At 46.3% G+C, this 22,791-nt stretch carries 14 protein-coding genes; 10 read left to right on the top strand and 4 right to left on the bottom strand.

Annotation, left to right across the window (positions count from 1 at the left end; all coding sequences use genetic code 11):
* The first annotated feature begins 74 nt into the window (after window positions 1-74).
* Genes QFZ51_RS23640 through QFZ51_RS23630 form a run of 3 tightly spaced genes read left to right on the top strand, consistent with a single transcriptional unit; the run spans window position 75 to window position 8,712 of the window.
* Window positions 75-3,638, top strand: coding sequence for a hypothetical protein (locus QFZ51_RS23640; RefSeq protein ID WP_429049593.1), 3,564 nt, complete (start codon window positions 75-77; stop codon window positions 3,636-3,638).
* On the top strand, window positions 3,635-8,086 hold the full coding sequence (locus tag QFZ51_RS23635) for a DUF6443 domain-containing protein (protein WP_429049590.1): 4,452 nt from the start codon (window positions 3,635-3,637) through the stop codon (window positions 8,084-8,086). Before QFZ51_RS23640 ends, QFZ51_RS23635 begins: the two co-directional genes overlap by 4 nt.
* 35 nt (window positions 8,087-8,121) lie before the next feature.
* A complete protein-coding gene (locus tag QFZ51_RS23630) occupies window positions 8,122-8,712 on the top strand; it encodes a barstar family protein (RefSeq protein WP_429049587.1) in 591 nt (196 codons plus the stop codon).
* A gap of 176 nt (window positions 8,713-8,888) precedes the next feature.
* On the opposite strand, the gene QFZ51_RS23625 is transcribed toward QFZ51_RS23630, so the two are convergent.
* Both QFZ51_RS23625 and QFZ51_RS23620 read right to left on the bottom strand, forming a co-directional pair.
* Entirely contained in the window at window positions 8,889-9,647 is a 759-nt protein-coding gene (locus tag QFZ51_RS23625; RefSeq protein ID WP_429049585.1) for a zinc-dependent peptidase, read from the bottom strand.
* A gap of 29 nt (window positions 9,648-9,676) precedes the next feature.
* Window positions 9,677-11,296: a M28 family metallopeptidase gene (locus QFZ51_RS23620; RefSeq protein WP_429049582.1), complete on the bottom strand. Its 1,620-nt coding sequence runs from the start codon at window positions 11,294-11,296 to the stop codon at window positions 9,677-9,679.
* Window positions 11,297-11,501: 205 nt separating this feature from the next.
* Between QFZ51_RS23620 and QFZ51_RS23615 the strand changes: the two genes are divergently transcribed.
* From QFZ51_RS23615 to rpiA, 5 genes are read left to right on the top strand one after another with little or no spacing between them, the layout of a single operon-like run.
* Window positions 11,502-12,425: a dihydrodipicolinate synthase family protein gene (locus QFZ51_RS23615; RefSeq protein ID WP_429049580.1), complete on the top strand. Its 924-nt coding sequence runs from the start codon at window positions 11,502-11,504 to the stop codon at window positions 12,423-12,425.
* Complete coding sequence (locus QFZ51_RS23610; protein ID WP_429049577.1) at window positions 12,422-14,011, top strand: aldehyde dehydrogenase (NADP(+)); 1,590 nt, start codon at window positions 12,422-12,424, stop codon at window positions 14,009-14,011. The genes QFZ51_RS23615 and QFZ51_RS23610 overlap by 4 nt, the downstream gene beginning before the upstream one ends.
* 14 nt (window positions 14,012-14,025) lie before the next feature.
* A complete protein-coding gene (locus tag QFZ51_RS23605; protein ID WP_429049575.1) occupies window positions 14,026-15,027 on the top strand; it encodes a 4-hydroxyproline epimerase in 1,002 nt (333 codons plus the stop codon).
* A gap of 11 nt (window positions 15,028-15,038) precedes the next feature.
* Window positions 15,039-16,283, top strand: coding sequence for an NAD(P)/FAD-dependent oxidoreductase (locus QFZ51_RS23600; RefSeq protein ID WP_429049573.1), 1,245 nt, complete (start codon window positions 15,039-15,041; stop codon window positions 16,281-16,283).
* A 27-nt stretch (window positions 16,284-16,310) separates the two neighbouring features.
* Entirely contained in the window at window positions 16,311-17,012 is a 702-nt protein-coding gene (gene rpiA / locus QFZ51_RS23595; protein ID WP_370907439.1) for a ribose-5-phosphate isomerase RpiA, read from the top strand.
* On the opposite strand, the gene QFZ51_RS23590 is transcribed toward rpiA, so the two are convergent.
* Window positions 16,978-18,261, bottom strand: coding sequence for an MFS transporter (locus tag QFZ51_RS23590; protein ID WP_429049570.1), 1,284 nt, complete (start codon window positions 18,259-18,261; stop codon window positions 16,978-16,980). The genes rpiA and QFZ51_RS23590 overlap by 35 nt on opposite strands.
* 261 nt (window positions 18,262-18,522) lie before the next feature.
* Between QFZ51_RS23590 and QFZ51_RS23585 the strand changes: the two genes are divergently transcribed.
* Window positions 18,523-18,714, top strand: a complete 192-nt coding sequence (locus QFZ51_RS23585; RefSeq protein WP_079472790.1) for a cold-shock protein — start codon at window positions 18,523-18,525, stop codon at window positions 18,712-18,714.
* Window positions 18,715-19,247: 533 nt separating this feature from the next.
* On the opposite strand, the gene QFZ51_RS23580 is transcribed toward QFZ51_RS23585, so the two are convergent.
* Window positions 19,248-20,198 (bottom strand): nitrilase family protein, encoded by a 951-nt coding sequence (locus QFZ51_RS23580; protein WP_429049567.1) that lies wholly within the window; start codon window positions 20,196-20,198, stop codon window positions 19,248-19,250.
* Between the two features lie 120 nt (window positions 20,199-20,318).
* On the opposite strand from QFZ51_RS23580, the gene QFZ51_RS23575 reads away from it, so the two are divergent.
* The gene (locus QFZ51_RS23575; RefSeq protein WP_429049564.1) at window positions 20,319-22,556 is read left to right on the top strand and encodes a helix-turn-helix domain-containing protein; all 2,238 of its coding nucleotides are present in this window, start codon (window positions 20,319-20,321) and stop codon (window positions 22,554-22,556) included.
* The last annotated feature ends 235 nt before the right edge of the window (window positions 22,557-22,791 follow it).

Here is a 22,791-nt window from a genome sequence, read left to right as displayed (position 1 = left end):
GATAGGCAAATTGCTTCTGTTCATCCAACCATGTATATGTATCGATTTATGTTTAAGTGAAGTTCATTGAAATTATGAGATGGATTAATTGTTTTATTTTTTGTTTGGTTATCCTGTTGACCCAGGCGGAAGCACAGACGCTGCCCTCTGTCACTTTTAAAACACCAGAAGTCGCCGCTTTTAACCGGTTCATTGAAACACCGGTTTCCTATTATACCGGGGTCCCCAACATCAGTATCCCTTTGTATGAAATTAAGATAAAAGGCGTGACAGTTCCGATAACGCTTGATTACCACGCCGGTGGTATAAGAGTGGATCAGGATGCCACGTGGGTAGGACTTGGATGGAGTCTGAGTTACGGCGGGGAGATTTCCAGGAAAACCAAAGGCGCCCCGGATGAAAATTATTATTACACAGCCGGGGTAAATAATAGGGGATTTACCATAGATGAGTTTAATAATCTGGCTACTGACGTGGAGAGTCAGGCCCAGGTGAGATTGGAAAATATTACTGCTGCGAAATACAATAGAAAGGATTATATGCCCGATGAGTTCTACTATAATATATTGGGAATGGGTGGACGTTTTATGTATAGTCAGAAGCAAAATAAATTCATCCTGTTCCCTAAAGAAGATATTCTTGTTACGCAGTATGATAACAATAATACGCTTAATGGAACTATCAATCCATTCAATTACTGGAACCTGAAATTGCCCGACGGGACCAGTGTGGACCTGGGGAAAGACGGTACTATTACCGATGATCCGTTAAGTGTAACGCCAGCCGGAGCTTTTAAAAGCGCATGGAATATAAAAACTATTAGAAATATATTTAATGATAGTATTAATTATACTTACGAGAAATTTAACTATATCAATTATCGTTTATCGGGCCTTAAAGTAAGTCTTTTTCAATCCTCTGTGTCAAGTGGTAACGGTGGTAGAGATGGTCTTTATGACAATTTATCCAATAGCGCTTACTTGGCAGGAGTCAGGTATTACGATGCGAGACCAAGTTCAATCACTTACCCTGAAGGGAAAGTTGATTTTCTTACCACATCCAGGAATGACGCGCCTTCCAAGGCATTGAACGAAATAAATGTAGTAAGCCAACAAGGTAAACTGATCAGGAAAATACGTTTTTACTACAGTTACTTTTATGGTAATGCCTTTGACAGATATACCAATCAGGAAAGTATATTCCCCTCCGAATATCGTTTTCAACGATTGCGACTTGACAGCATTGCTATAAGTGGAAGTGATAATACTGAGTCAGTTAAATACAAGTTTGATTATTATGTAGCCCAGGATATGCCTTCCAAGTTTACCTATTCTCAGGATCATTGGGGCTTTTATAACGGGGCCGCCAATATTACTCAGTATTCCTTTATACCAGATATTGCCCCGAACTTATTTACCGGAGGAGATAGAAGAGTACATCCTTTAAAGGCCAATGTTTTTTCTATCAAGAGTATTACTTATCCGGAAGGAGGGAAAAGTGAGTTTATATATGAAGGTAATACAGCAGGCATTTGGAATATGCCTGTGGAAACTTATCAGGATGATAATAATAATATTGCAGATAAATCTGCGGCTATTGGAATCAGTAGCTATAGCAGGAGCACGTCATATCCATCTCCGGATTATGTGAATGGAAGCGGTGGGCGTTGTTTTACAAAAACTTTTACCATTGAAAACGGTGTGCAGCCGGCAATGGGATATGGCTGGGAGTGTAGTACGAACTTCGGTATTTCTGACATGGAGAAGGATATGCCTCCCAATGTTAATAATGTGAACTTCCTGTTAGAAAAACTCGAGGCAGGAAGATATGTTTCAGTACGGGAATTTAATACAGCTTCCTATCAGGGATCAGTGGTAGTCCGCAAGGGGGAAGATAAACAACCGTTATCACTTGCACCGGGGACCTATAAAATGACAGTGACTTTATCTTATGGTAATCAGCCCGGCTCTCCGGCTGATAATCAGCCATACAATCTGGCATTTACAGTGAAGTGGCGGGAAGTTAATACTGGGTCTAATATGGTAAACGTAGGAGGTTTACGGATAAAAGATATTAACTACTATGATAATAATGGTAAATTGGCAAAGAAGAAAAGTTATACTTATTTAAACCCATATGCCTACCCAACGAATCCTAATTTTACTTCAGGCAGAGTGGTGTCTTTTCCGCAGTATTATCAGTATAACTTCAAGTTTTATCCTATGACGACAGGTTCTGGAGGTGGAATTTATGCACAAATGCAATGGGGAATAAATTTCTATTCTAATTCTGTGCTACCTCTGGAAACAACTTCTGGTTCTTATTGCGGATATGAGTATGTGGATGAATATGCGATTGATAATACCAACCCCGATAATAATCAGCGAACTGGATATAGGTTTTCCTTTGCCATGCCTTACTTTAGTCAATATTATCAATATAACTATGATGGAATTATAGAACCACAAGAATGGACAAGGGGGAAATTGCTTGAAACAAAATATTATAAAGGAGACAAACTCGTAAAAAAGGATTCTATCAGCTATTATGATTGGTCCCCGCATTTGAACGATATCTCAGGAGAAGATTACGTACAGGAGATCAATACAAATCTTATCAGTTTCCAGTATCTCAATTTTTTTCAGAGTAATACAGCATTACCGGAGGATTTTTATGATAATGCTCCCAAAAGTATTAATTACGAAGACTATCCCAATTTTAATAGGGCCAGCGGTGGGGTCCATTGTGCAAAATTTAATTTTGGCGCTGTTGAGAAAACAGTGGATTTTGCCTGGCCAAATCTCCTGCTCTCATGTGGGCTCTCTACTTACGTGAAAGTCCCATACTTTACTCATAGCACAGGTTTTGATAAGCCGAAAACAAAAACTGTTATCACTTTCGACGATGCAGGTAATAGTATTCAGGAAAATGAAGCATATTACTATGAGAAAACGCCGCTCCATTACCAGTTGACACAAACAGCCACAATAAATAGTAAGAAAGACACACTGAAACAAAAAGTCCAGTATGCTGCTGATTTTGGAACCATGCCTCCCTATTCTGGTATGGTACAGCGAAATATGGTGAATACTGTTATAAACACATCCAGTTATAAGAATAATACGTTTCTGCGATCTTCGAAGGTAAATTATAAAGATTGGGGGAACAATATTTTTATGCCAGTTTCTTCTGAAACTCAGACGGGTGGCTTTGGTGCTGAACAACGTGTGAATTTTGAAAGCTATGACAACAAAGGTAACTTATTGGGAATGTCCCAATCCGGAGGTACACCCACCGCTTATCTCTGGGGGTATAAAGGATTATACCCAGTGGCCAGAATTGACGGCGCGGATTATAGCACCGTAAAGACATACATTACGCAAAGTATTCTTGACAATCCTCTAAGTGATCAACAATTGAGAGATGAATTAAATACTCTAAGAACTAAGTTCCCAAATACGCTGATCACGACCTATACCTATATGCCATCTATAGGTATTACAAGTGAAACCAGCCCTGCAAACAGAACTACATATTATGAATATGATGGTTTAGGTCGTCTCAGGCTGGTTAAAGACCAAAATGGTAAAATCCTGAAACAACTTGACTACCAGTATCAAAAACCTATTAACCAATGATTTCGTCCTTGATGTCTATCTCAAAGCAACGTAGAATTTCTTTTTACTTCAGGTTGGTTAGTATTGTAGCGGGCTTGTTTTCAGGTATATTAACTGTAGCCGCCCAGACTCCGAACCCATCTACAAGGCCTATTGCTACCCCTGTACAAATTCCGGCTGCCTATACTAATCCGGTGATCAATTATGTGCGCACCTGGGAACCTGCAACACCAACCGCTGATACTGCCTATGTGGCATCATCCAGTCGGTCGGTGGCGGAGGTAAGGCAAACAACCACCTATGTAGACGGACTTGGCAGACCATTACAAACCGTATCAAAAGCAATGAGCTTTGGTGGTAACGATATTGTGTCTCCCGTAGTTTATGATCAATTTGGAAGAGAACAGACTAAATATTTGCCTTATGTTCCGCAAGGCGTAAAAGATGGCAAGTTTAAAACAGATCCCTTTAACGCGCAAAAGAGTTTCTACCAAACACAGGTGCCCGGCGCCAGTGGAGAAAATGTGTATTATAGTCGTGTTGATTATGAGGCATCACCTCTGAACCGGGTATTGAAATCCTATGCTCCAGGTAACAGCTGGGCAAAGAATGATCCTTCAACGGTTGAAAGGGGAGGGAATCACCCGGTGGAAAGTCAATACCTGATAAATGCTGTGACGGATTCGGTGCGTATCTGGGATTTTGTAGCCGGAGCTATTATCCCAACCAGCGTAACGGGGCGCATGTATGCAGCCGGTCAGCTGTATAAGAACATATCAATCGATGAAGCAAATAACCAGGTAGTTGAGTACAAGGATAAAGAAGGGAAAGTTCTTCTTAAAAAAGTACAACTGGGTGCAAATCCGGGTACTGGCCACATGGGCTGGCTATGTACCTATTATGCATATGATGACCTGGGAAATCTGCGTTTTGTAATTCCTCCTAAGGCAGTGGAAGCTATTATCAGTAACTGGACAATCAGCACCGCTATCGCAGCTGAACTCTGTTTTATCTACCGGTACGATGGGCGTAACCGCATGATCGTAAAAAAAGTACCCGGCGCTGATTCAACAGAAATGGTGTATGATGTACGCGACAGATTGGCTTTCTCCCGGGATGGCAATATGAAGGGCAAAAGTTGGCTGGTTACTTTTTATGATGGACTGAACCGGCCCACGATGACTGCCCTTTACAATGTAGCTACTGACCGGGCTACATTGCAAAGTACTATGAATACGGCAACCAGCAATACACAAAGCCTGTCGTATGACTTCCCCGGAACAGCCGACCTGGTATTGGCATCTCATAATGGAAGTAGTTCCTATGTGGCCACCAACAGTATCACACTTACCGATGGTTTTGATACCGGAACGGGCGTGGAAGTGACTGCAGAAATTAATGCCTCGGCTCTTAATGGCAATGCAAATGTTACGGTTACCAATCCGCTGCCGAACATACCCATGAGTGCACTAATACCGCTAACTTATACCTTTTACGAGAATTACGGATTTGCAGGCAAGCAAAACTACGCCAGTACCGATATCACTAAACCGCAAGCCGGTAGCAACTTAAATGCAGAGGCATTACCTGCCGTGGCCAGCACTATGATAAAAGGGCTGGTTACCGGCACCAAAGTAAGAGTGCTGGGTTCCGATCAATGGTTGACAACCACCAACTATTACAACGACAAGGGACGGCTGATCCAGACATTATCAGATAATCTCAGCGGAGGACAAGACGTAGCCACTAACCTGTATGATTTTAACGGGAAGTTATTAAGCACCTATCTCCGCCATAGGAATCAGCGCAGCGGCACCATTCCACAAACCGAGGTGTTAACGATGTTGGCATACGATGCCGGTGGCCGTCTGCTTAACATTAAAAAGCGGTTGAATAATGATGTGAACCAGGAAAAAACAATAGCTGTAAATGAATATGATGAATTAGGTCAGCTAAAGAAGAAACGTTTGGGCGTAACAAGTACCACACAGCTGGAAACGTTGAACTATGAATATAATATCCGCGGCTGGCTGAAGGGAATTAATAAAGACTTTATTTCCACAGCAGGAAGTACTTCTAATTGGTTTGGGCAGGACCTGAATTATGACTATGGCTTTACCACCTCCCAGTATAACGGCAATATATCCGGAGCCAGATGGAAAAGCCGCAGCAATGGCATTGCCCGTGCTTATGAATATAATTATGATAAAGCCAGTCGTCTGACGGGAGGACAGTTTACCCAACAGAACACAGGTAGTACCAACTGGACGGATAACCTTGCTAATTTCTCGGTAAGCGGCTTGTCCTATGATGCCAATGGTAATATTTTATCCATGAACCAGAAAGGATTGAACGGTACAGTTGTACAAACTATTGACAGCTTAAAGTATGGTTATCTTACAGGTAGTAATAAATTATCCTTCGTAACAGACAGGACAAATAACACACAAAGTCAGTTGGGTGATTTTAAGGAGATCAATAACAATGAAACAGCGGATTATACTTATGATGTTAACGGCAATCTTACTAAAGATGCCAATAAAAATATAGCCGCTATTCGTTATAATTACCTCAATCTGCCTGATAGTATAGCTATTACCGGTAAGGGCGTCATTAAGTATCAATACGATGCTGCTGGTAATAAACTGAAGAAGACGGTTACAGACAACACAGTAACTCCGGCTAAAATCACTACCACAGACTATATAGGTAGTTTTGTGTATCAGAATGACACCTTGCAGTTTTTAGGTCATGAGGAAGGACGTGTACGTGCTGTTTTTCAACCCGGTCAGCCTTTTGCGTTTAAGTACGATTACTTTGTAAAGGATCATCTCGGAAATGTACGGATGGTGCTCACAGAACAAACAGATTTCTCAATGTATGCTGCAACAATGGAAACGTCCGCAGCCGCAACTGAAACAGCTTTGTTTAGCAATATTGATAATACCCGTTCGGCTAAACCAGTAGGGTACCCATCAGATGAGAGTGCCGGTAATAACGCATCTGTGTCGAAGCTGACAGCCGCCAATGGAGGCAAAAAGATAGGTCCCTCCCTTGTACTACGGGTGATGGCAGGGGATACAATCCAGATAGGAGCCAAAGCTTTCTATAAATCCACAGGACCTCAAAATAAGAATACCCCAACTGCACCTGCGGAAAGCATGCTGGAGGATCTGGTACAGGTATTTAATGGAGGCGCCTCCATAGATGCCACCCACGGGATGGCTTCGTATGAACAGGCAACGCCGTTTAACAGCAGCTTCTACAATAATGATTACCAGCGTCTGAAAGAAAAGGAGCCCGATCAGCAAAACATTGACAGACCCAAAGCGTATCTTAATTTTGTTTTGTTCGATGATCAGTTTAAATTAGTGGATGGGAACAGCGGAGTTAAGCAAGTAAAAGCAGAACCAGATCAATTACAGACATTAGCCCAGGATAAAATGGTGATGGAGAAGAGTGGGTTTCTGTATGTTTACACAAGTAATGAAAGCCCGCAGGATGTGTTTTTTGATAATGTAGTAGTGGCGCAGGCAAGTGGACCGTTGTTGGAGGAGACGCATTATTATCCATTTGGGTTGACAATGGCGGGGATAAGTTCAAATGCGTTGAAGGGGGCGAATTATCCCAAAAATCGAGAAGAGTTTAATGGTATAGAGCATACGACAGACCTGGATCTGAATCAGTATGATGCGTTTTACAGAAATCTAGATCCACAGATAGGCAGATGGTGGCAGATTGATCCTAAGGTAGATCTTTTTGAGGATTACAGCCCTTATAGTCATGTTCTTAACAATCCAATTGGATTAAGTGATCCATTTGGTGATGATACAGTGCATGTGAGTGATTTGCCAAAAGTTTGGAATGAATTTAATACTAGTACTGATGTAGTAAGATTAAATGGAATAGACGTTTCTCCTACGAAGGTTACTACTGGTTGGGATGAGTATGGATATGGATTGACCTTTGGGATTGGGTATAAAGCAGGGCCTTCTAGAAGTCCCATGGAAGAATATTTTGGAGGCCAGCGACAGAGGGGGGGGCATGTTGTTAATCGAGCAGGTTATATAACTTCTGATTTGGTTACTAGATATATTGCTGGGATGCCTCCTGATTATGTCGATGTAGGAGGAGTTAACCTCGGCAAGAATTTATGGAAGATTAGAAATGTGTTAGGGACGATTAAGGCTATGAAATTCTCTAAAATAGGAAGAATAATAGTCGAGTCTGGCGATGCGACAAAGGTTTTGGATAAATTGGGGCCTTCTGCAAGAAAAAGTGTTGAAGAAGCACTAGAGTTGATTCGGCACGGGAAGGCAGGAGGGAATCAACACGTTTTAACGGGGGATTTAAAAGGCTTTAATGCAATTGATGTTAAAGGGAGTGGAAAAGGTAGAGGGGCTCTTCGTATAGTTTTTCAATCGACTGAAGATGAAATATTTATTCATAGTATACAAGATTATCATTAGCCATTAATATGAGCATTAAACAAATTGAAATAAATATGAATGAGCCAGTTTCTAAATGGCATGATTTATTAATGAATAATAACTATCTCAATGATTTTATTTTATTTGAAGATGACCGAGACAAGTTAATTTGGTTTATAACAAACTATACTCAATATTTGGTTCGAAAGGGCGCTAACGAGGTTGTTCCTCTATATGGAAATGCTATTAATAGTTTAGAGAGGTTTATTTATCAAGTTAATTTAAGCTTGCCCGTAAGCTACCATTTAGGCTCAAGATTGGATGCTCTTTATGACTTGCTACTAAATTTTGAAACGGAGCCAGAGGGCAGATTTATTATTTGGAATGATTCAAGTTACTTGTTCAATAACAATAAGGCTGATTTTGAAAATATTTTTGAAAAGTTAATAGTAGCTGCATATTGCAATAGGAATGGTATTTCAACCATAAAGGAAGATGGAACACGTTATAAAGTCGATCAAAGAAATATACTCATATTTAATAATAATAAGTTAAAAGACATAAGGTATTTATTGGATAAAGAGTATTTTATTCCATCTATAGATGAGCAATGGCAATTAGATAAGATTATGGACTTTAATTTAATTGAATTAATCGAAGTATAAGATAGAGAGGCCGCAGATATTTTCCTGCGGCTTCTGTTTTTTAGATGCTTTACTGCTTTGTAATCGTGTAGGTAAGAATCAATAATATTAAATAAATAGTTTTAGTATTTGGGCCGGTGGCTTTAATTTATTCAACACGTTAAATTGTCTCTCTTTGTAATAGGAGGCAATCCCCCTCACCCCTTCCCCACAGGGTCCTGCCTGAATATCTTCACCAGCATCCCATACAACTCCGGGTGCTTCTCCGCCAATAAATCCGGTCTTTCAAAAAAGTACTCCGATATCACCGCAAAAAACTCCGCTTCATTCATCGCGCCATAAGGATTGATATCCGTATGCCCTTCTGAAATCTCCTGGATCGTTTGATGCACCAGTTTCATCCATGGGATGCTATAGCTGTGATCCAGTAGTTTACTTGGGAAGCCGTCAATGACGCCATCAGTTTTATCCAGGAGATGCACAAATTCATGAATGGCGGTATTGTTTTTATCGGTTACATTGGAGAAGCCTTCCCGCAGCGCGGAGCGGGAAAGGATCATCTGTCCGTTCAGTGTGCCGCTGCCCACCATGCCGAGGATGTTACGTCGATTCCCTTCATACTGGTAAGTTTCGTCGAAAGTATCGGGGTAGAGGATTACGTTGGTAAGATTGAAATATTCCCAGTCTTTGAATCCGAAGATGGGGATGATGGCGCTGGCGGCTACCAGCACGCGGTCCAGCGGTTCCACTTCGGTGCCTACGCCTTCTATGCTGGTTCTTTTGAGGAAGCGTTGCAGCATGCCTTCAAAGCGGGTTTTTTCTGTGGGTTGCAGCTGCTGGTAGTAGCGTACATGTTCTTCTAACAACGACTGGTACCCTTCAGGCACCGCCGTTTTCTTCCCTTTCCTGCGGCCGTACATATTTTGAAAGTACAGGAACAGGATGAGTCCTATCATTATCAATCCGAATAAAACCATGTCTGTAGTTATTTTCTGTATGCTTTAAACTCTGAACCTTTCTTCCATGCAGGGAAACTGCTTTCATTGCTGAGGTGGTAGCCTACGTCAAATAAGAGGCGGATATCTTCTACCATGCCGTCCATGTTCCAGGTGGCGGCATTAAATTCATCGGCAGGGGAGTGGTAACGTAAGCGGTTATACGCAGCTGTCTGTTCCTTTCCCCAGCCGGTTTCATGGCCGATGGCATCGTTGCCGGGGCCGATATACAATCCCGGCACGCCCTTTTTGGCGAAGTTGAAATGGTCGGAGCGGAAAAACCAGCCACCTTCAGGATTGGCTTCAGGCACGGTGACGCGGCCTTGTTTCCGGGCGGCGCGCAGCGCGTATTCGTCCAGCTCCGATTGGCCAAAACCTATCACCGTGATGTCGCGGGTACGGCCAAACGTATTGAGTACATCCAAATTGATATCTGCTACGGTCTTCTCCATCGGGAACACGGGATGCGCGGCGTAGTATTCCGATCCCAGCAGCCCTTGTTCTTCGCCGGTAACGGAAAGGAACAGGAGGGAGCGGGCCGGGCGCTGTGGCAGCCTGGTGAAGGCTGTGGCCAGTTCCAGCAGTCCTGCGGTGCCGGTGGCATTATCTACGGCGCCGTTGTAGATAGAGTCGCCTTTAACGGGCTCGCCTATACCAAAATGATCCCAGTGGGCCGAATATACTACACATTCCTGCGGGCGTTTGGCGCCCGGTAGTACTGCCAGCACGTTATGCGAGGTGGATTTTTTAATAGTATTATTGATAACGAGAGATGTTTGCAGGTGGAGGTCTACCGGCTTGAAACCTTTTGTCCTGGCCTGCTGCATAATATCAGGTGCTAGGCCGGCCAGCTGGAAGATCTTCTTTGCAGCATCCAATGTGATCCATCCTTCCAGCGCTGTACGATGCATATTGTTATTGGCGGTTTGCAGGTGCAGCTTGGAGTTTGACCAGCCGCTGCGCACTACCTTCCAGGGATAGCTGGCGGCGGCGGTTTCATGGATGATGATTACGCCGGCAGCGCCTTGCCTCGATGCCTCTTCAAATTTATAGGTCCAGCGGCCGTAGTAGGTCATGATGCGTCCTTTAAACAGCGTGCTGTCGGCAAAGCCGGGGTCGTTGATCATTACAATCACCGTCTTTCCTTTTACATCCAGCCCTTTATAGTCATTCCAGTTATATTCCGGCGCTACAATGCCATAGCCGGCAAATACCAGTTCGCTGGTGGGAATGGTTACCTGCTCCTGCACGCGGCGGGTGGCGGCCACAAAGTCTTCGAGGTATTGCAGCGATACTTCACCTCCCGCACCTTTTATTACCAGGTTGCCGGCGGGCTTGGAACTGATAGATACCATCGGCACTTCCTGGAAATAGCTGTTGCCATTACCGGGCTTTAACCCCAGCTGCTTAAACTGCGCCGCCAGGTATTGAATGGAGCTGTCTTCCCCGCGGGTAAAGGGCTTACGGCCCTCAAAGGCGTCGGATGCAAGTACGCTGATGTGCCGTGCAAAATCTGCCGGGTTAATAGCTTTGATGGCCGTTGAATCCTGCGCTTTCAGCCCGGTACCGGGGAAAAGCGCGGCAAGCGCCAGTATGATAGGTACTTTCAATGTTTTACGGTTTATTCAGGGCAAAAATTAGCGGACTTAAGCTAGAATTCCAAAAAATAGGTGAGGTGATAATATGCGGATATTTTTTAAATTTCGGTAGAAGATGAGTTTTTTCGGTTAAAATCTGCGTAGTATTGATTAATTACAGCAGCGTGCTATCGGGCCTCCACGGCTATTTTTGTTGACATAAAAAAGATAGGAAAAAATGGCAGCAATTAACTGGCAAGGCGTATTTCCCGCACTGCTCACCCCTTTTACTGCGGATGATCATATTGATTATGAGATGTTCGACAAAAACCTGCAGGCACAGATCGATGCAGGCGTTAATGGTATTATCCTCGGCGGCTCGCTGGGAGAAGCCAGTAGTTTACTGAACGAAGAAAAGTATGCGCTCGTGAAACACGCAGTGGCTTTTCTGGCTGGTAAAGTACCGGTAGTGATGAATATTGCAGAGCAAACTACTGCTGCAGGTATCGCCTGCGCGAAAGCCGCAGAGGAAGCCGGTGCAGCAGGACTGATGCTCCTGCCTCCCATGCGCTATAAGGCAGACGACCGCGAAACAGTGGCCTACTTTCTCGCCATTGCAGGCAGCACTTCTTTGCCAATTATGATCTACAACAACCCGGTGGATTATAAGATCCTCGTCACATTGGATATGTTTGAAGAATTGTCGAAAGCGCCCAACATCCAGGCCGTGAAAGAATCTACCCGCGATACCACCAACGTAACCCGCATGATCAACCGCTTTGGCGATCGTTTCAGTATCCTCTGCGGCGTGGATACGCTGGCGCTGGAATGCCTGGTACTGGGTTCCAATGGTTGGGTAGCTGGATTGGTAGATGCCTTCCCCCGCGAAACAGTTGCCATCTATCGCCTCGTGAAAGCCGGCCGCATCGCGGAAGCACTGGCCATCTACCGCTGGTTTATGCCACTGCTGGAACTGGACATCGATCCTAAACTGGTGCAATATATTAAACTGGCAGCCACTGCTACAGGTATCGGCACTAAGAATGTACGCGCACCACGACTCATACCACAGGGCGCCGACCTGGCCTACGCGGAAAACGTAATAGCAACAGCACTGGCTGTACGCCCGCAACTACCGGATTACTTAAAACTCCCTGCATGATAACAGGCAAAAATATTATCGGCTTCACGACGGCTGCTACGGGAACGGATACACTTCGTGCATACGATCCCGTTAGCAATGCCGCCCTGCCGGAAATGTTCGCAACAGCAACAACAGAAGAAGTAAACCTGGCAGTGGAAAAAGCCGCTACGGCTTTTAAAACATACCGCCACACTTCCCCGGAACAACGGGCCGTATTCCTCGAAGCCATCGCAACGGAAATACTGGCTATCGGCGATCCGCTGCTGGAAAGGGCTGTATCGGAATCCGGGCTCCCGCTGGCCCGCATTACCGGTGAACGTATGCGTACGGTAAACCAGCTTCGCCTCTTCGCAGCAGTGCTGCGCGAAGGCTCCTGGGTAGAGGCCATCATCGATCCGGCCCAACCGGAACGTACGCCGCTACCGCGGGCGGATATCCGAAAAATGCTGGTGCCATTGGGCCCCGTACTTGTATTTCCTGCCAGCAATTTCCCGCTGGCATTCTCTACTGCCGGAGGCGATACCGCATCCGCACTGGCTGCCGGTAACCCCGTTATTGTCAAAGCCCATGAATCTCATTTAGGCACCAACGAACTGGTGGCTTTCGCTATACAGAAAGCAGCCCAATCCTGCGGTATGCCCGATGGCGTATTTTCCAGCCTGAATGGCCCGGGCGCATTGCTGGGACAACAACTCGTAAAACATCCCGGTATTAAAGCCATCGGCTTCACAGGCTCCTTCAAGGCAGGCACCGCTATCTTTGATGCAGTGAACCAAAGGGCCGAGCCTATCCCCGTATACGCGGAAATGGGCAGCATTAACCCCGTACTGCTGTTACCCGGCAAACTGGCGGAATCCGCGCAACAAACAGCGCAACAGTATGCGCAATCTATCACGCTGGGCACAGGGCAGTTCTGCACCAACCCCGGTCTCCTGGTAGCACTGGCCGGCGATGCCACGGAACAATTCGTGGTGGCATTGCAAAAGGAATTAGCTGCCATCAACGCCGGAACCATGCTCAATCCCGGTATCTGTTATCACTATTATGAAAACAGGGACCAGCTGTCGCGCCGCAAAGGAGTGCAAACCCTGTATGCCGGCAAGCCGGAAAAAGACGCTACCAAAGGCTCTCCGGCGCTCTACCGCGTAGCGGCGCAGGATTTTATAGCCAATGAAGAACTGCAACAGGAAGTGTTTGGCCCCGCGTCATTACTGGTAGTATGTAAAGATGCTACGGAACTGACAAAGTTGTTATTACATTTACACGGTCAGCTAACCGGTACTGTAATGGCTACGCCTACGGACTTGTTAGCATATGAAGAAGCCGTGGAAACCCTGTGCCAGAAAGTAGGCCGCGTTATTTTAAATAATGTGCCTACCGGCGTGGAACCCGGTTACGCCATGCATCACGGTGGCCCGTTCCCTGCTACCACGGATATACGAAGTACCTCTGTGGGCGCATCGGCGATCATTCGTTTTGCACGACCGCTATGTTTCCAGGACTGGCCACAGCAGCTGCTTCCGGATGCCCTGAAAGATGAGAATCCCTTAGGTATCTGGAGAAAAATAGATGGTCAGCTGACAAAGGACACCGTTAGTCGTTAAAATATTAAATGCTTATGTCCACCAAGACTTTTTTTTGTATAGATGCGCATACCTGCGGCAACCCGGTTCGACTGGTTGCCGGCGGCGGCCCGGTGTTGAAGGGTAACAACATGATGGAAAAACGACTGCATTTCCTGCAGGAGTTCGACTGGATCCGTAAAGGGCTCATGTTTGAGCCCCGTGGCCATGATATGATGAGCGGCAGTATCCTGTATCCACCCACTGATGAAGCAAACGATACAGGCGTATTATATATTGAAACCAGCGGCTGCCTGCCCATGTGCGGCCATGGTACCATCGGTACCGTTACCATCGCCATTGAACAAGGCCTGATCATCCCGAAAGTCCCCGGCCAGCTGCGACTGGAAACACCAGCAGGACTGGTACTGGTCAGCTACGTACAGGAAGGAAAGAAAGTGAAATCCGTAAAGCTCACCAACGTAAAATCTTTTCTCGCTGCAGAAAATCTGGAAGTAATGTGCCCCGATCTCGGCATGCTGAAAGTAGATGTGGCCTATGGCGGTAACTTCTACGCAATAGTAGATCCGCAGGAAAACTTCGAAGGACTGGAAAATCATACTGCGGATCAACTGGTATCCTGGAGCCGGGAACTACGGAAAAGACTAAACGAAAATTATTCCTTTGTGCATCCGGAGAATGAGCACATCAAAGGATTAAGCCATATTCTCTGGACCGGCGCCACCATTAGCCCGGAGGCAACCGCGCGCAATGCCGTGTTTTACGGCGATAAAGCCATCGACCGCTCACCCTGCGGCACCGGCACATCCGCAAGGATGGCACAGTGGCACGCCAAAGGGAAACTGAAAGCAGGCGACCGCTTTATCCATGAAAGTATCATCGGCTCACAATTCACCGGCACCATTGAAGCAGAAACCACCATCGGCGGCAAACCCGCTATTGTACCGGGCATCGAAGGCTGGGCAATGGTAACCGGCTATAACACTATTATACTGGATGACGACGACCCGTATGTACACGGATTCCAGGTGATCTAACTTATTAAAACATGAAAGCAATCGTCATCGGTGGTGGAATTATTGGTCTTTGTACCGCTTATTACCTGAACGAAAGCGGTTGGGATGTAACTGTACTCGATAAAGGAGATTTCAGTAACAACTGCTCCTATGGAAATATGGGCATGATTGTACCCAGCCATTTTGTACCACTGGCAGCACCAGGCATTATCTCACAGGGAATCCGGTGGATGTTTAGCAGCAAAAGCCCTTTTTATGTGAAACCTTCGCTGAACAAACAACTGGTCAGCTGGGGCCTCAAATTCATGAAAAGCGCTACCGCAAAGCATGTGGAAGCTTCCGCGCAGCCGCTGCGGGATATTAATTTGCTCAGCCGCTCTTTGTATACATCGCTGGCAGAACAGCCCGGGTTTAACTTCGGACTGGAACGGAAAGGCATTATCATGTATTATAAAACAGCAGCCGTTGCGGAAGAAGAAGCACACCTCGCAGCCCAGGCCAATAGCATGGGACTGGACGCTGTAGTGCTGGATAAAGCCGCCCTGCAGGCGCTGGAGCCACAGGTGCAGCTGGATGTACTGGGCGGCGTGCATTATCGTTGCGACAGCCATCTCTATCCCAACGACCTGATGCAGCAACTGAAACAATACCTGGAACAAAAACAGGTGCAGTTCCTGCCGCATCGCGAAGTAACAAAGATCAGAACCAATGGCAATAAAGTAACAGCGGTAATAACCGGGCAGGAAACCCATACTGCAGACGTGTTTGTATTGGCAACCGGTTCCTGGAGCCCTGCTGTAGCACATCTGGCAGGTGAACGGCTGCCCATGATGCCCGGCAAGGGATATTCCGTTACCCTGGAGGCGCCATCCGTAAACTTAAATATTCCGGCCATCCTTTGCGAGGCAAGGGTGGCACTAACGCCAATGGGTAATCGTTTGCGTTATGGCGGCACTATGGAAGTAGCGCCGGTGAACGACCAGGTAAATATGAACCGTGTGGCGGGGATCGTGGATTCTGTGAACCGTTATTTTACAAATCTCCCTATACAAATACCCGACAAAAATCAGGTATGGAGCGGTTGCCGCCCCTGTTCGCCGGATGGCCTGCCTTATATCGGTTACGCGCCCTCCCATACAAATCTGCTGATGGGTACGGGGCATGCTATGATGGGCCTCAGCCTGGGACCCGCTACGGGCAAGCTGTTGGCGGAACTGGCCAATAATGCCAATACCAGTATGGATATTGCCGCATTTTCTCCCGCAAGATATCGTTAGCTAACAGCTAATAGTTATATTTGTTCCATGCAAACAGATATCGGAAAAAAAGCAGCAGGCGAAAAAGCCGCTGAGTATATTAAGCCTGGTATGACCGTTGGTTTGGGTACCGGGAGCACCGCATATTATACTATTCTGCGTATAGGCGAGTTAGTTAGGGCCGGTCTTGAAATAAAGGCAGTCGCTACTTCTGCACAGTCGGAGCAGCTGGCTGTTGAACAGCAGATCCCCCTGGTGGATTTTGAAAAAATTGAAAAGATAGATATTGATATAGATGGGGCAGATGAAGCCGATGCCCAGTTGCAATTGATCAAAGGAGGCGGCGGCGCATTGCTGCGGGAAAAAATTATAGCAGCAGCATCCAAAGAAATGCTGGTGGTGATAGACGAAAAAAAATTCGTGAAGCACCTGGGCAAATTTCCTTTACCGGTAGAAGTAGCCACGTTTGGATGGGAGCTTACCTTCAAACAACTGGCAGCGCTGGGAGCCCATCCCGTGCTGCGTTTAAAGGATAATAACCGCTTTGTAACAGATAACGGTAATTATATCCTCGATTGTCATTACCAGAAAATACACAATGCGGCCGCGCTGCATACACAGCTGAATAACATTCCCGGCGTAGTGGAAAATGGTTTATTTCTCCACTACGCCAGCCGGCTCATCATCGGTAACGCCGATGGCACCGTCAGGGAGATCACGCATCCTTATCAAGCAAAGACGTCTTTTTAGTATCCCGCGAAGTGGCGTATACCAGCAGCGAAATAAAGATGCAGATGGTTACATACCAATAGTACAGCGGTTCATACCCAATTTTTTTAAAGTACAGCGCAATAGGTTCTGCCGTGCCGCCAAAAAGCGCCACCGTAATGGCATAGGGAAATCCAACACCCAATGCCCGCACCTCTGCGGGGAACATTTCCGCTTTCACCACGGCATTGATGGAAGTATACCCGCTTACGATCAGCAGCGCCATTAAAATAAGCCAGAAGGCCGTCCATTCGGAGGCCGCACGGCTAATCCCCGTAAGAATAGGAACGGTGAACAGCGTTCCTAACACTCCAAAGCCGATCAGTAAAGGCTTCCGGCCATAGATATCTGAAATCCAGCCGAAAAGCGGTTGCAAAACCGCGAAAATAAGCATGAGGAAAAAGGTGAGGGTAGTAGCGTGTTCTATTGTAAGATGAACGGTGTTTACCAGGAACTTCTGCATATAAGTGGTGTAGGTATAAAAGGCCAGGGTACCGCCCATCGTTAAGCCTACCACTGTCATCACTGCCCGCGGATGCTTTTTAAACAGCAGCTTCAGGGAGCCTTTATCTTTTGTTGCTTTTATTTTTTCGAAAGAAGTTGATTCCTGCATATGCCGGCGCAGGTACAGCGCAAAAAATGCCAGCGCGGCCCCGATCACAAACGGAATACGCCATCCCCATTCGTGCAGCTGCTCAGGTGTAAGGAATACCTTTTGCAGCAACATCTGCACGCCAAGCGCTACGAGTTGCCCGCCTATGAGCGTTACATACTGGAAACTGGAATAAAAGCCCCGCAGGTCCTTTGTGGCTACTTCACTGAGATAAGTAGCGGAAGTGCCGTATTCACCGCCTACGCTGAGGCCCTGTAACAGGCGCGCTATCAGCAGCAGTGCGGGCGCCGCCAGGCCAATGCTGTTATAGGAGGGGGTAAATGCAATCAGCAGGGAGCCCAGCGACATCAGGAGCACCGACAGCGTCATAGAGGCTTTACGCCCCTGTTTATCGGCAATGCGGCCAAACATCCAGCCGCCGATAGGCCGCATCAGGAAACCCACCGCAAATATGGCCGCCGTATTAAGCAGCTGGGCGGTATAACTGCCCTTCGGAAAAAAGACCGGCGCAAAATAAAGGGAAAACGTGGCGTAAATGTACCAATCGTACCATTCTACGAGGTTGCCGGCAGACCCGGTTAATATGGCTTTAATTCGCCATGCGTCAGGATGTTTCATATAGAATGCGAAAATATATTTTAATACGGAATTATGAGCCAGGAGGCCATGGTGGCGAAGAAAAAGTTGAAAAAAAATTAGGGTTGTATTCTGGAAAACACCTATCTTCGTATTGCTTCTTAAGGATAATGTATTGCAATTCTGTTGGTAGATCACCTCTCACATTCAGCTTTTTCTTACAGTCTTTCTTCTAGTTGCCCAGGTAGCCGCCTGCTGTAATAATAATGGCGAGAACACGTTCACAATTAAATATTAAATATAATGCAAACAGGTGTAGTAAAATTTTTTAATGAAGCTAAAGGTTTTGGATTCATTAAAATCGAAGGTTCAGGACAAGAAATTTTTGTTCACGTATCTGGTATCAAAGAAAGCATCGGCGAAAATGACCGCGTAGTTTTTGACGTGGAAGAAGGTAGAAAAGGCCCGAATGCTGTTAACGTAAGACTGGCATAATTTATTTTATAATAGTTCGTTATAAACCGCGCTGGCTTTGCCAGGGCGGTTTTTTTTATGCATAAACCGGGATGAATAATCTACCTGTTGTTCATGTTGTTCACTAAAACGCTGAAATCCTTTCCAGCAGCACGGTTCCCCATCAAGTCCACATCACCTCCGCCTGCACTCCATGTCATACCCGCCTCCACTGTAATTACCATCCCATAGCCACGCGGTTGCTATCCACACTTACATACATATCAGTACATCGTTCCGGAAAATAAAAAACCGCTCCACAAGGGAACGGTTCTTTTATACAAGAAGCTAAAAAACGGGTTATCTTAAAGCTCTGTAAACAAGAGTAAGAAGTTGCAAAGATAACCGACCAGCCGGATTTATTGGTTTTATTTAAGGCCAATCCGTTAAAACCCGCAACCAATCCAGTTTTTTTATTTGTATTATAATTTAGTTTAAATTATCAAGCTCCGTGCCGCCGGTTGTCTCCTGGTCGCGAATGCCGCATCAGCAGCGAGTTTATGCCTGCTGCTGTGCTATTTTTCCTGGAGCCACACCACTTTTTGCACCGGCGTATGCGCCGCCGCAATCACTTCTCCATACAAATCAGGACGGCGTGCCAGTCGATACCGGTACCCACCGGCTTCGGTCAGCTTATTTCGTGTAAGCGTAGCCGTTACTACATCATTGTCCAGTTTCCGGCATTCTGCTATCACATCACCAAACGGATCAATGATCATAGAGCAGCCGTTTTTCAACTGGTCGTCGTCCATACCGATAGGATTGGAGAAAACAGCATACACCGCATTATCATACGCACGCGCCGGCAGCCACTTCATCAGCCAGGAACGGCCCTTCATGCCGTCAAATTCCAATCGCAGCGAAGTAGGATCTTCCCGGCGTTTTTCCCACAGCGCCGGATCCACGAAACCCGCGCCGGGCCGCGTAGATGGCGTACACATAGTTACATGCGGCATGAAAATGATTTCTGCACCCAGCAGGGCCGTTGCGCGTACATTCTCTGTAATATTATTATCGTAACAAATCAATATGCTGCATTTCCATCCCTTCAGGTCAAAAATTACATATTCATTTCCCGGTTGTAAATGCGGATTGATAAACGGATGCAGCTTGCGGTACTTCGCCACCAGCCCGTTTTTATCTACACATACGTAGGCTTTGAACAGGTTGTCGTCCGCATCTTTCTCAAATAATCCCGCCAGCACGGCAATATTATTTTCAGCGGCAATATCCTGTAATACCTTGATAGACGGGCCATCAGGGATTATTTCCGCCAGCTCCAGCATCTGCTCCCGCGACAAACTCCTCGCAAAGGTATATCCTGTCACTGAACACTCGTGAAAGGCCACTGCATCTGCACCATCAGCGGCAGCCTGCCGCGATAACTCCCGGATAACCCCCAGGTTATACGCTTTATCATTACTCCTGTTTTCAAATTGCGCGGTAGCAATTTTCAGATCGTTCATATGAGAAAATTTTTTTGTTGGCAGAAAGTAAAACGAAGATACTTTACATTTGGTTACACGCAATATCTCCGCTATTTTCGCCGCTTTTTCTGTATATTCGCCCTTTCAATTTAACAGCAAATGCCCCAACCGGATAATACAAATACTATCTTTCACCTGGCGGCAGATTTCATAAACCACACACACCGCCATATCTTCCTTACCGGTAAAGCCGGTACAGGGAAAACTACGTTCCTGAAATACATCAAAGAACATACGCGTAAAAACACGGTAGTAGTAGCGCCTACAGGAGTAGCCGCTATTAACGCCGGTGGTGTTACCATGCACTCCTTTTTTCAGTTGCCCTTCGGACCCTTTATCCCCGGCACTAAAAGAGGATTTGGAATGGATGAAATCAGCAGTACAGATAAACACGGCCTGTTCCGCAATATTCGTTTTACCAACGATAAAAAAGTATTGCTGCAGGAAATGGAACTCCTCATCATCGATGAGGTAAGCATGGTGCGCTGCGATATGCTCGATGCTATCGATGTGATCCTCCGCCATTTCCGCAATAAACCACTGCTGCCTTTTGGCGGTGTGCAGGTATTGTTTATCGGGGATCTGTACCAGCTCCCGCCGGTAGTGCCCGACGCGGAATGGCGGATGCTCTCGGAATATTACAACAGCACCTTTTTCTTTGCGGCCAAAGTAATAGAACAGGCGCCGCCACTGTATATCGAACTGAAGAAAATTTACCGGCAGAATGAACAGCATTTTATTGATGTGCTGAACAGGATCCGCAATAATGAAGTGCTGCACGAAGACCTGCAGCTGCTCAATGAACATTATCAGCCGAATTTTACGGGACAGGATGAAGAATACATCGTACTCACCACCCATAACCGGAAGGCCGATGAAATCAATGCCAGGCGCCTGGCAGATATGCCCGGAAAAGTATATCGCTTTGAAGGAAAGATAGAAGGGGATTTCAGCGATAAGGCATTGCCCACGGAATTACTGCTGCAACTGAAAATAGGCGCGCAGGTAATGTTCCTCAAAAACGACCTGGCACAGCCACGCCGCTATTACAACGGCAAAATTGCCACCGTAAAGGAAATTAACGACGAAGAAATTGTACTGGTGCTGGCAGGCTCCCATGAAGAGCTTAAACTGGGAAAGGAAACCTGGCGCAACATCCGCTATTCCTATAACCAGGACGAGAACAGCATCGAGGAAGAAGAAATCGGCAGCTTCACCCAGTTCCCGATACGGCTGGCATGGGCCATCACCATCCACAAAAGCCAGGGACTTACCTTTGAACGCGCCATCATCGACGCGGGATACGCCTTTGCACCCGGACAGGTATACGTGGCGCTGAGCCGCTGTACTTCGCTGGACGGACTGGTACTGCATTCCCGCATCGGGCACGGCAGCATCAGAACAGACCGCCAGGTGATTGAATTCGCAGAAAAGGAAAACGAAGCCAATGAACTGGTAGTGCTGCTGGAAATGGAAAAGAAGAAGTTCCAGGCCACATCCCTGCTGCAGCTGTTCGACTGGTACCGTATGCAGGCCACCATCCGCAGCCACGCCGTATGGATCCAGGATAAAAAGATCCCCGACTTCGATGCCGCCATTAAACTCAGCCGCGCCATGTCTGCCAAAGTAGAACAGCAGCAGGAAGTAGCGGCCAGGTTTGTGACACAGCTGCATCAACTGCTGGACACCGCCGTGCAAACAGGCGAAATGGAACAGCTGAAGCAACGCGTAAATAAAGCCATCGGCTACTTTACCCAAAGCATTTATGAGGACCTCATCCAGCCTTTGCAGGCGCACATCGCTGATGTGAAGAAAGCAAAGTCGAAAAAATATCTCCTCCAGCTCATGGCCCTTGAAGCCGATTGCTGGAACAAGCTGCGTCACGTTTGGGAAGTATCCTACGCGGACCTGGACTTTACCACCGGCCTGAAAGACTACACCAAACTCAGAGACGCAGATGCTGCCGCCGCCGCACCTGCCGCCGCCGCAAAGGAAAAAGCCGCCAAAGGCAAAGTGGAAAAGGGCAGCAGCCGTCGCGGCACCCTGGAACTATACCTCGCCGGTAAATCTATCCCCGACATCGCCACCACACGCCAACTCGCTGTCAGCACCATTGAAAGCCACCTGGCCCAATGCGTGGAAGCCGGCGAAATGGACATCAACCGCTTTGTTACAGAAGGCACCATGCGCCTTATCCTCCGCCATATTGGCGAATTAGGCGCTACCGCCGCAGGCCCCATTAAGGAACGGGTTGGCGATGCCGCCACCTTCGCTGAAATCCGCGTGGTCCAGTGGTACCTCAAAAAGAAACAGGAAGAACAGATTATGAACGACTAGGAGGTTGTCTTACTCAGGATTACGCTGATTTTGCTGATTTATTTGATTTTACTTTTTGGATTTTTAAATGATTTTAAAGATTATGGGAGATATGAGCGAAAATATCCGCTTATATCTCCCATAATCATTTAAAAATCCAAAAAGTAAAATCAAATAAATCAGCAAAATCAGCGTAATCCTGAGTAAGACAAAATCCGCTCATATCTCCGTAAATCCCTTAAAATCAGAAGCTGAT

The organism is Chitinophaga sp. W3I9 (genome assembly GCF_050434025.1).
Taxonomy (GTDB): domain Bacteria; phylum Bacteroidota; class Bacteroidia; order Chitinophagales; family Chitinophagaceae; genus Chitinophaga.
The sequence above is the reverse complement of the archived record's forward strand: the minus strand, read 5'-3'. Positions and strand labels throughout refer to the sequence as shown.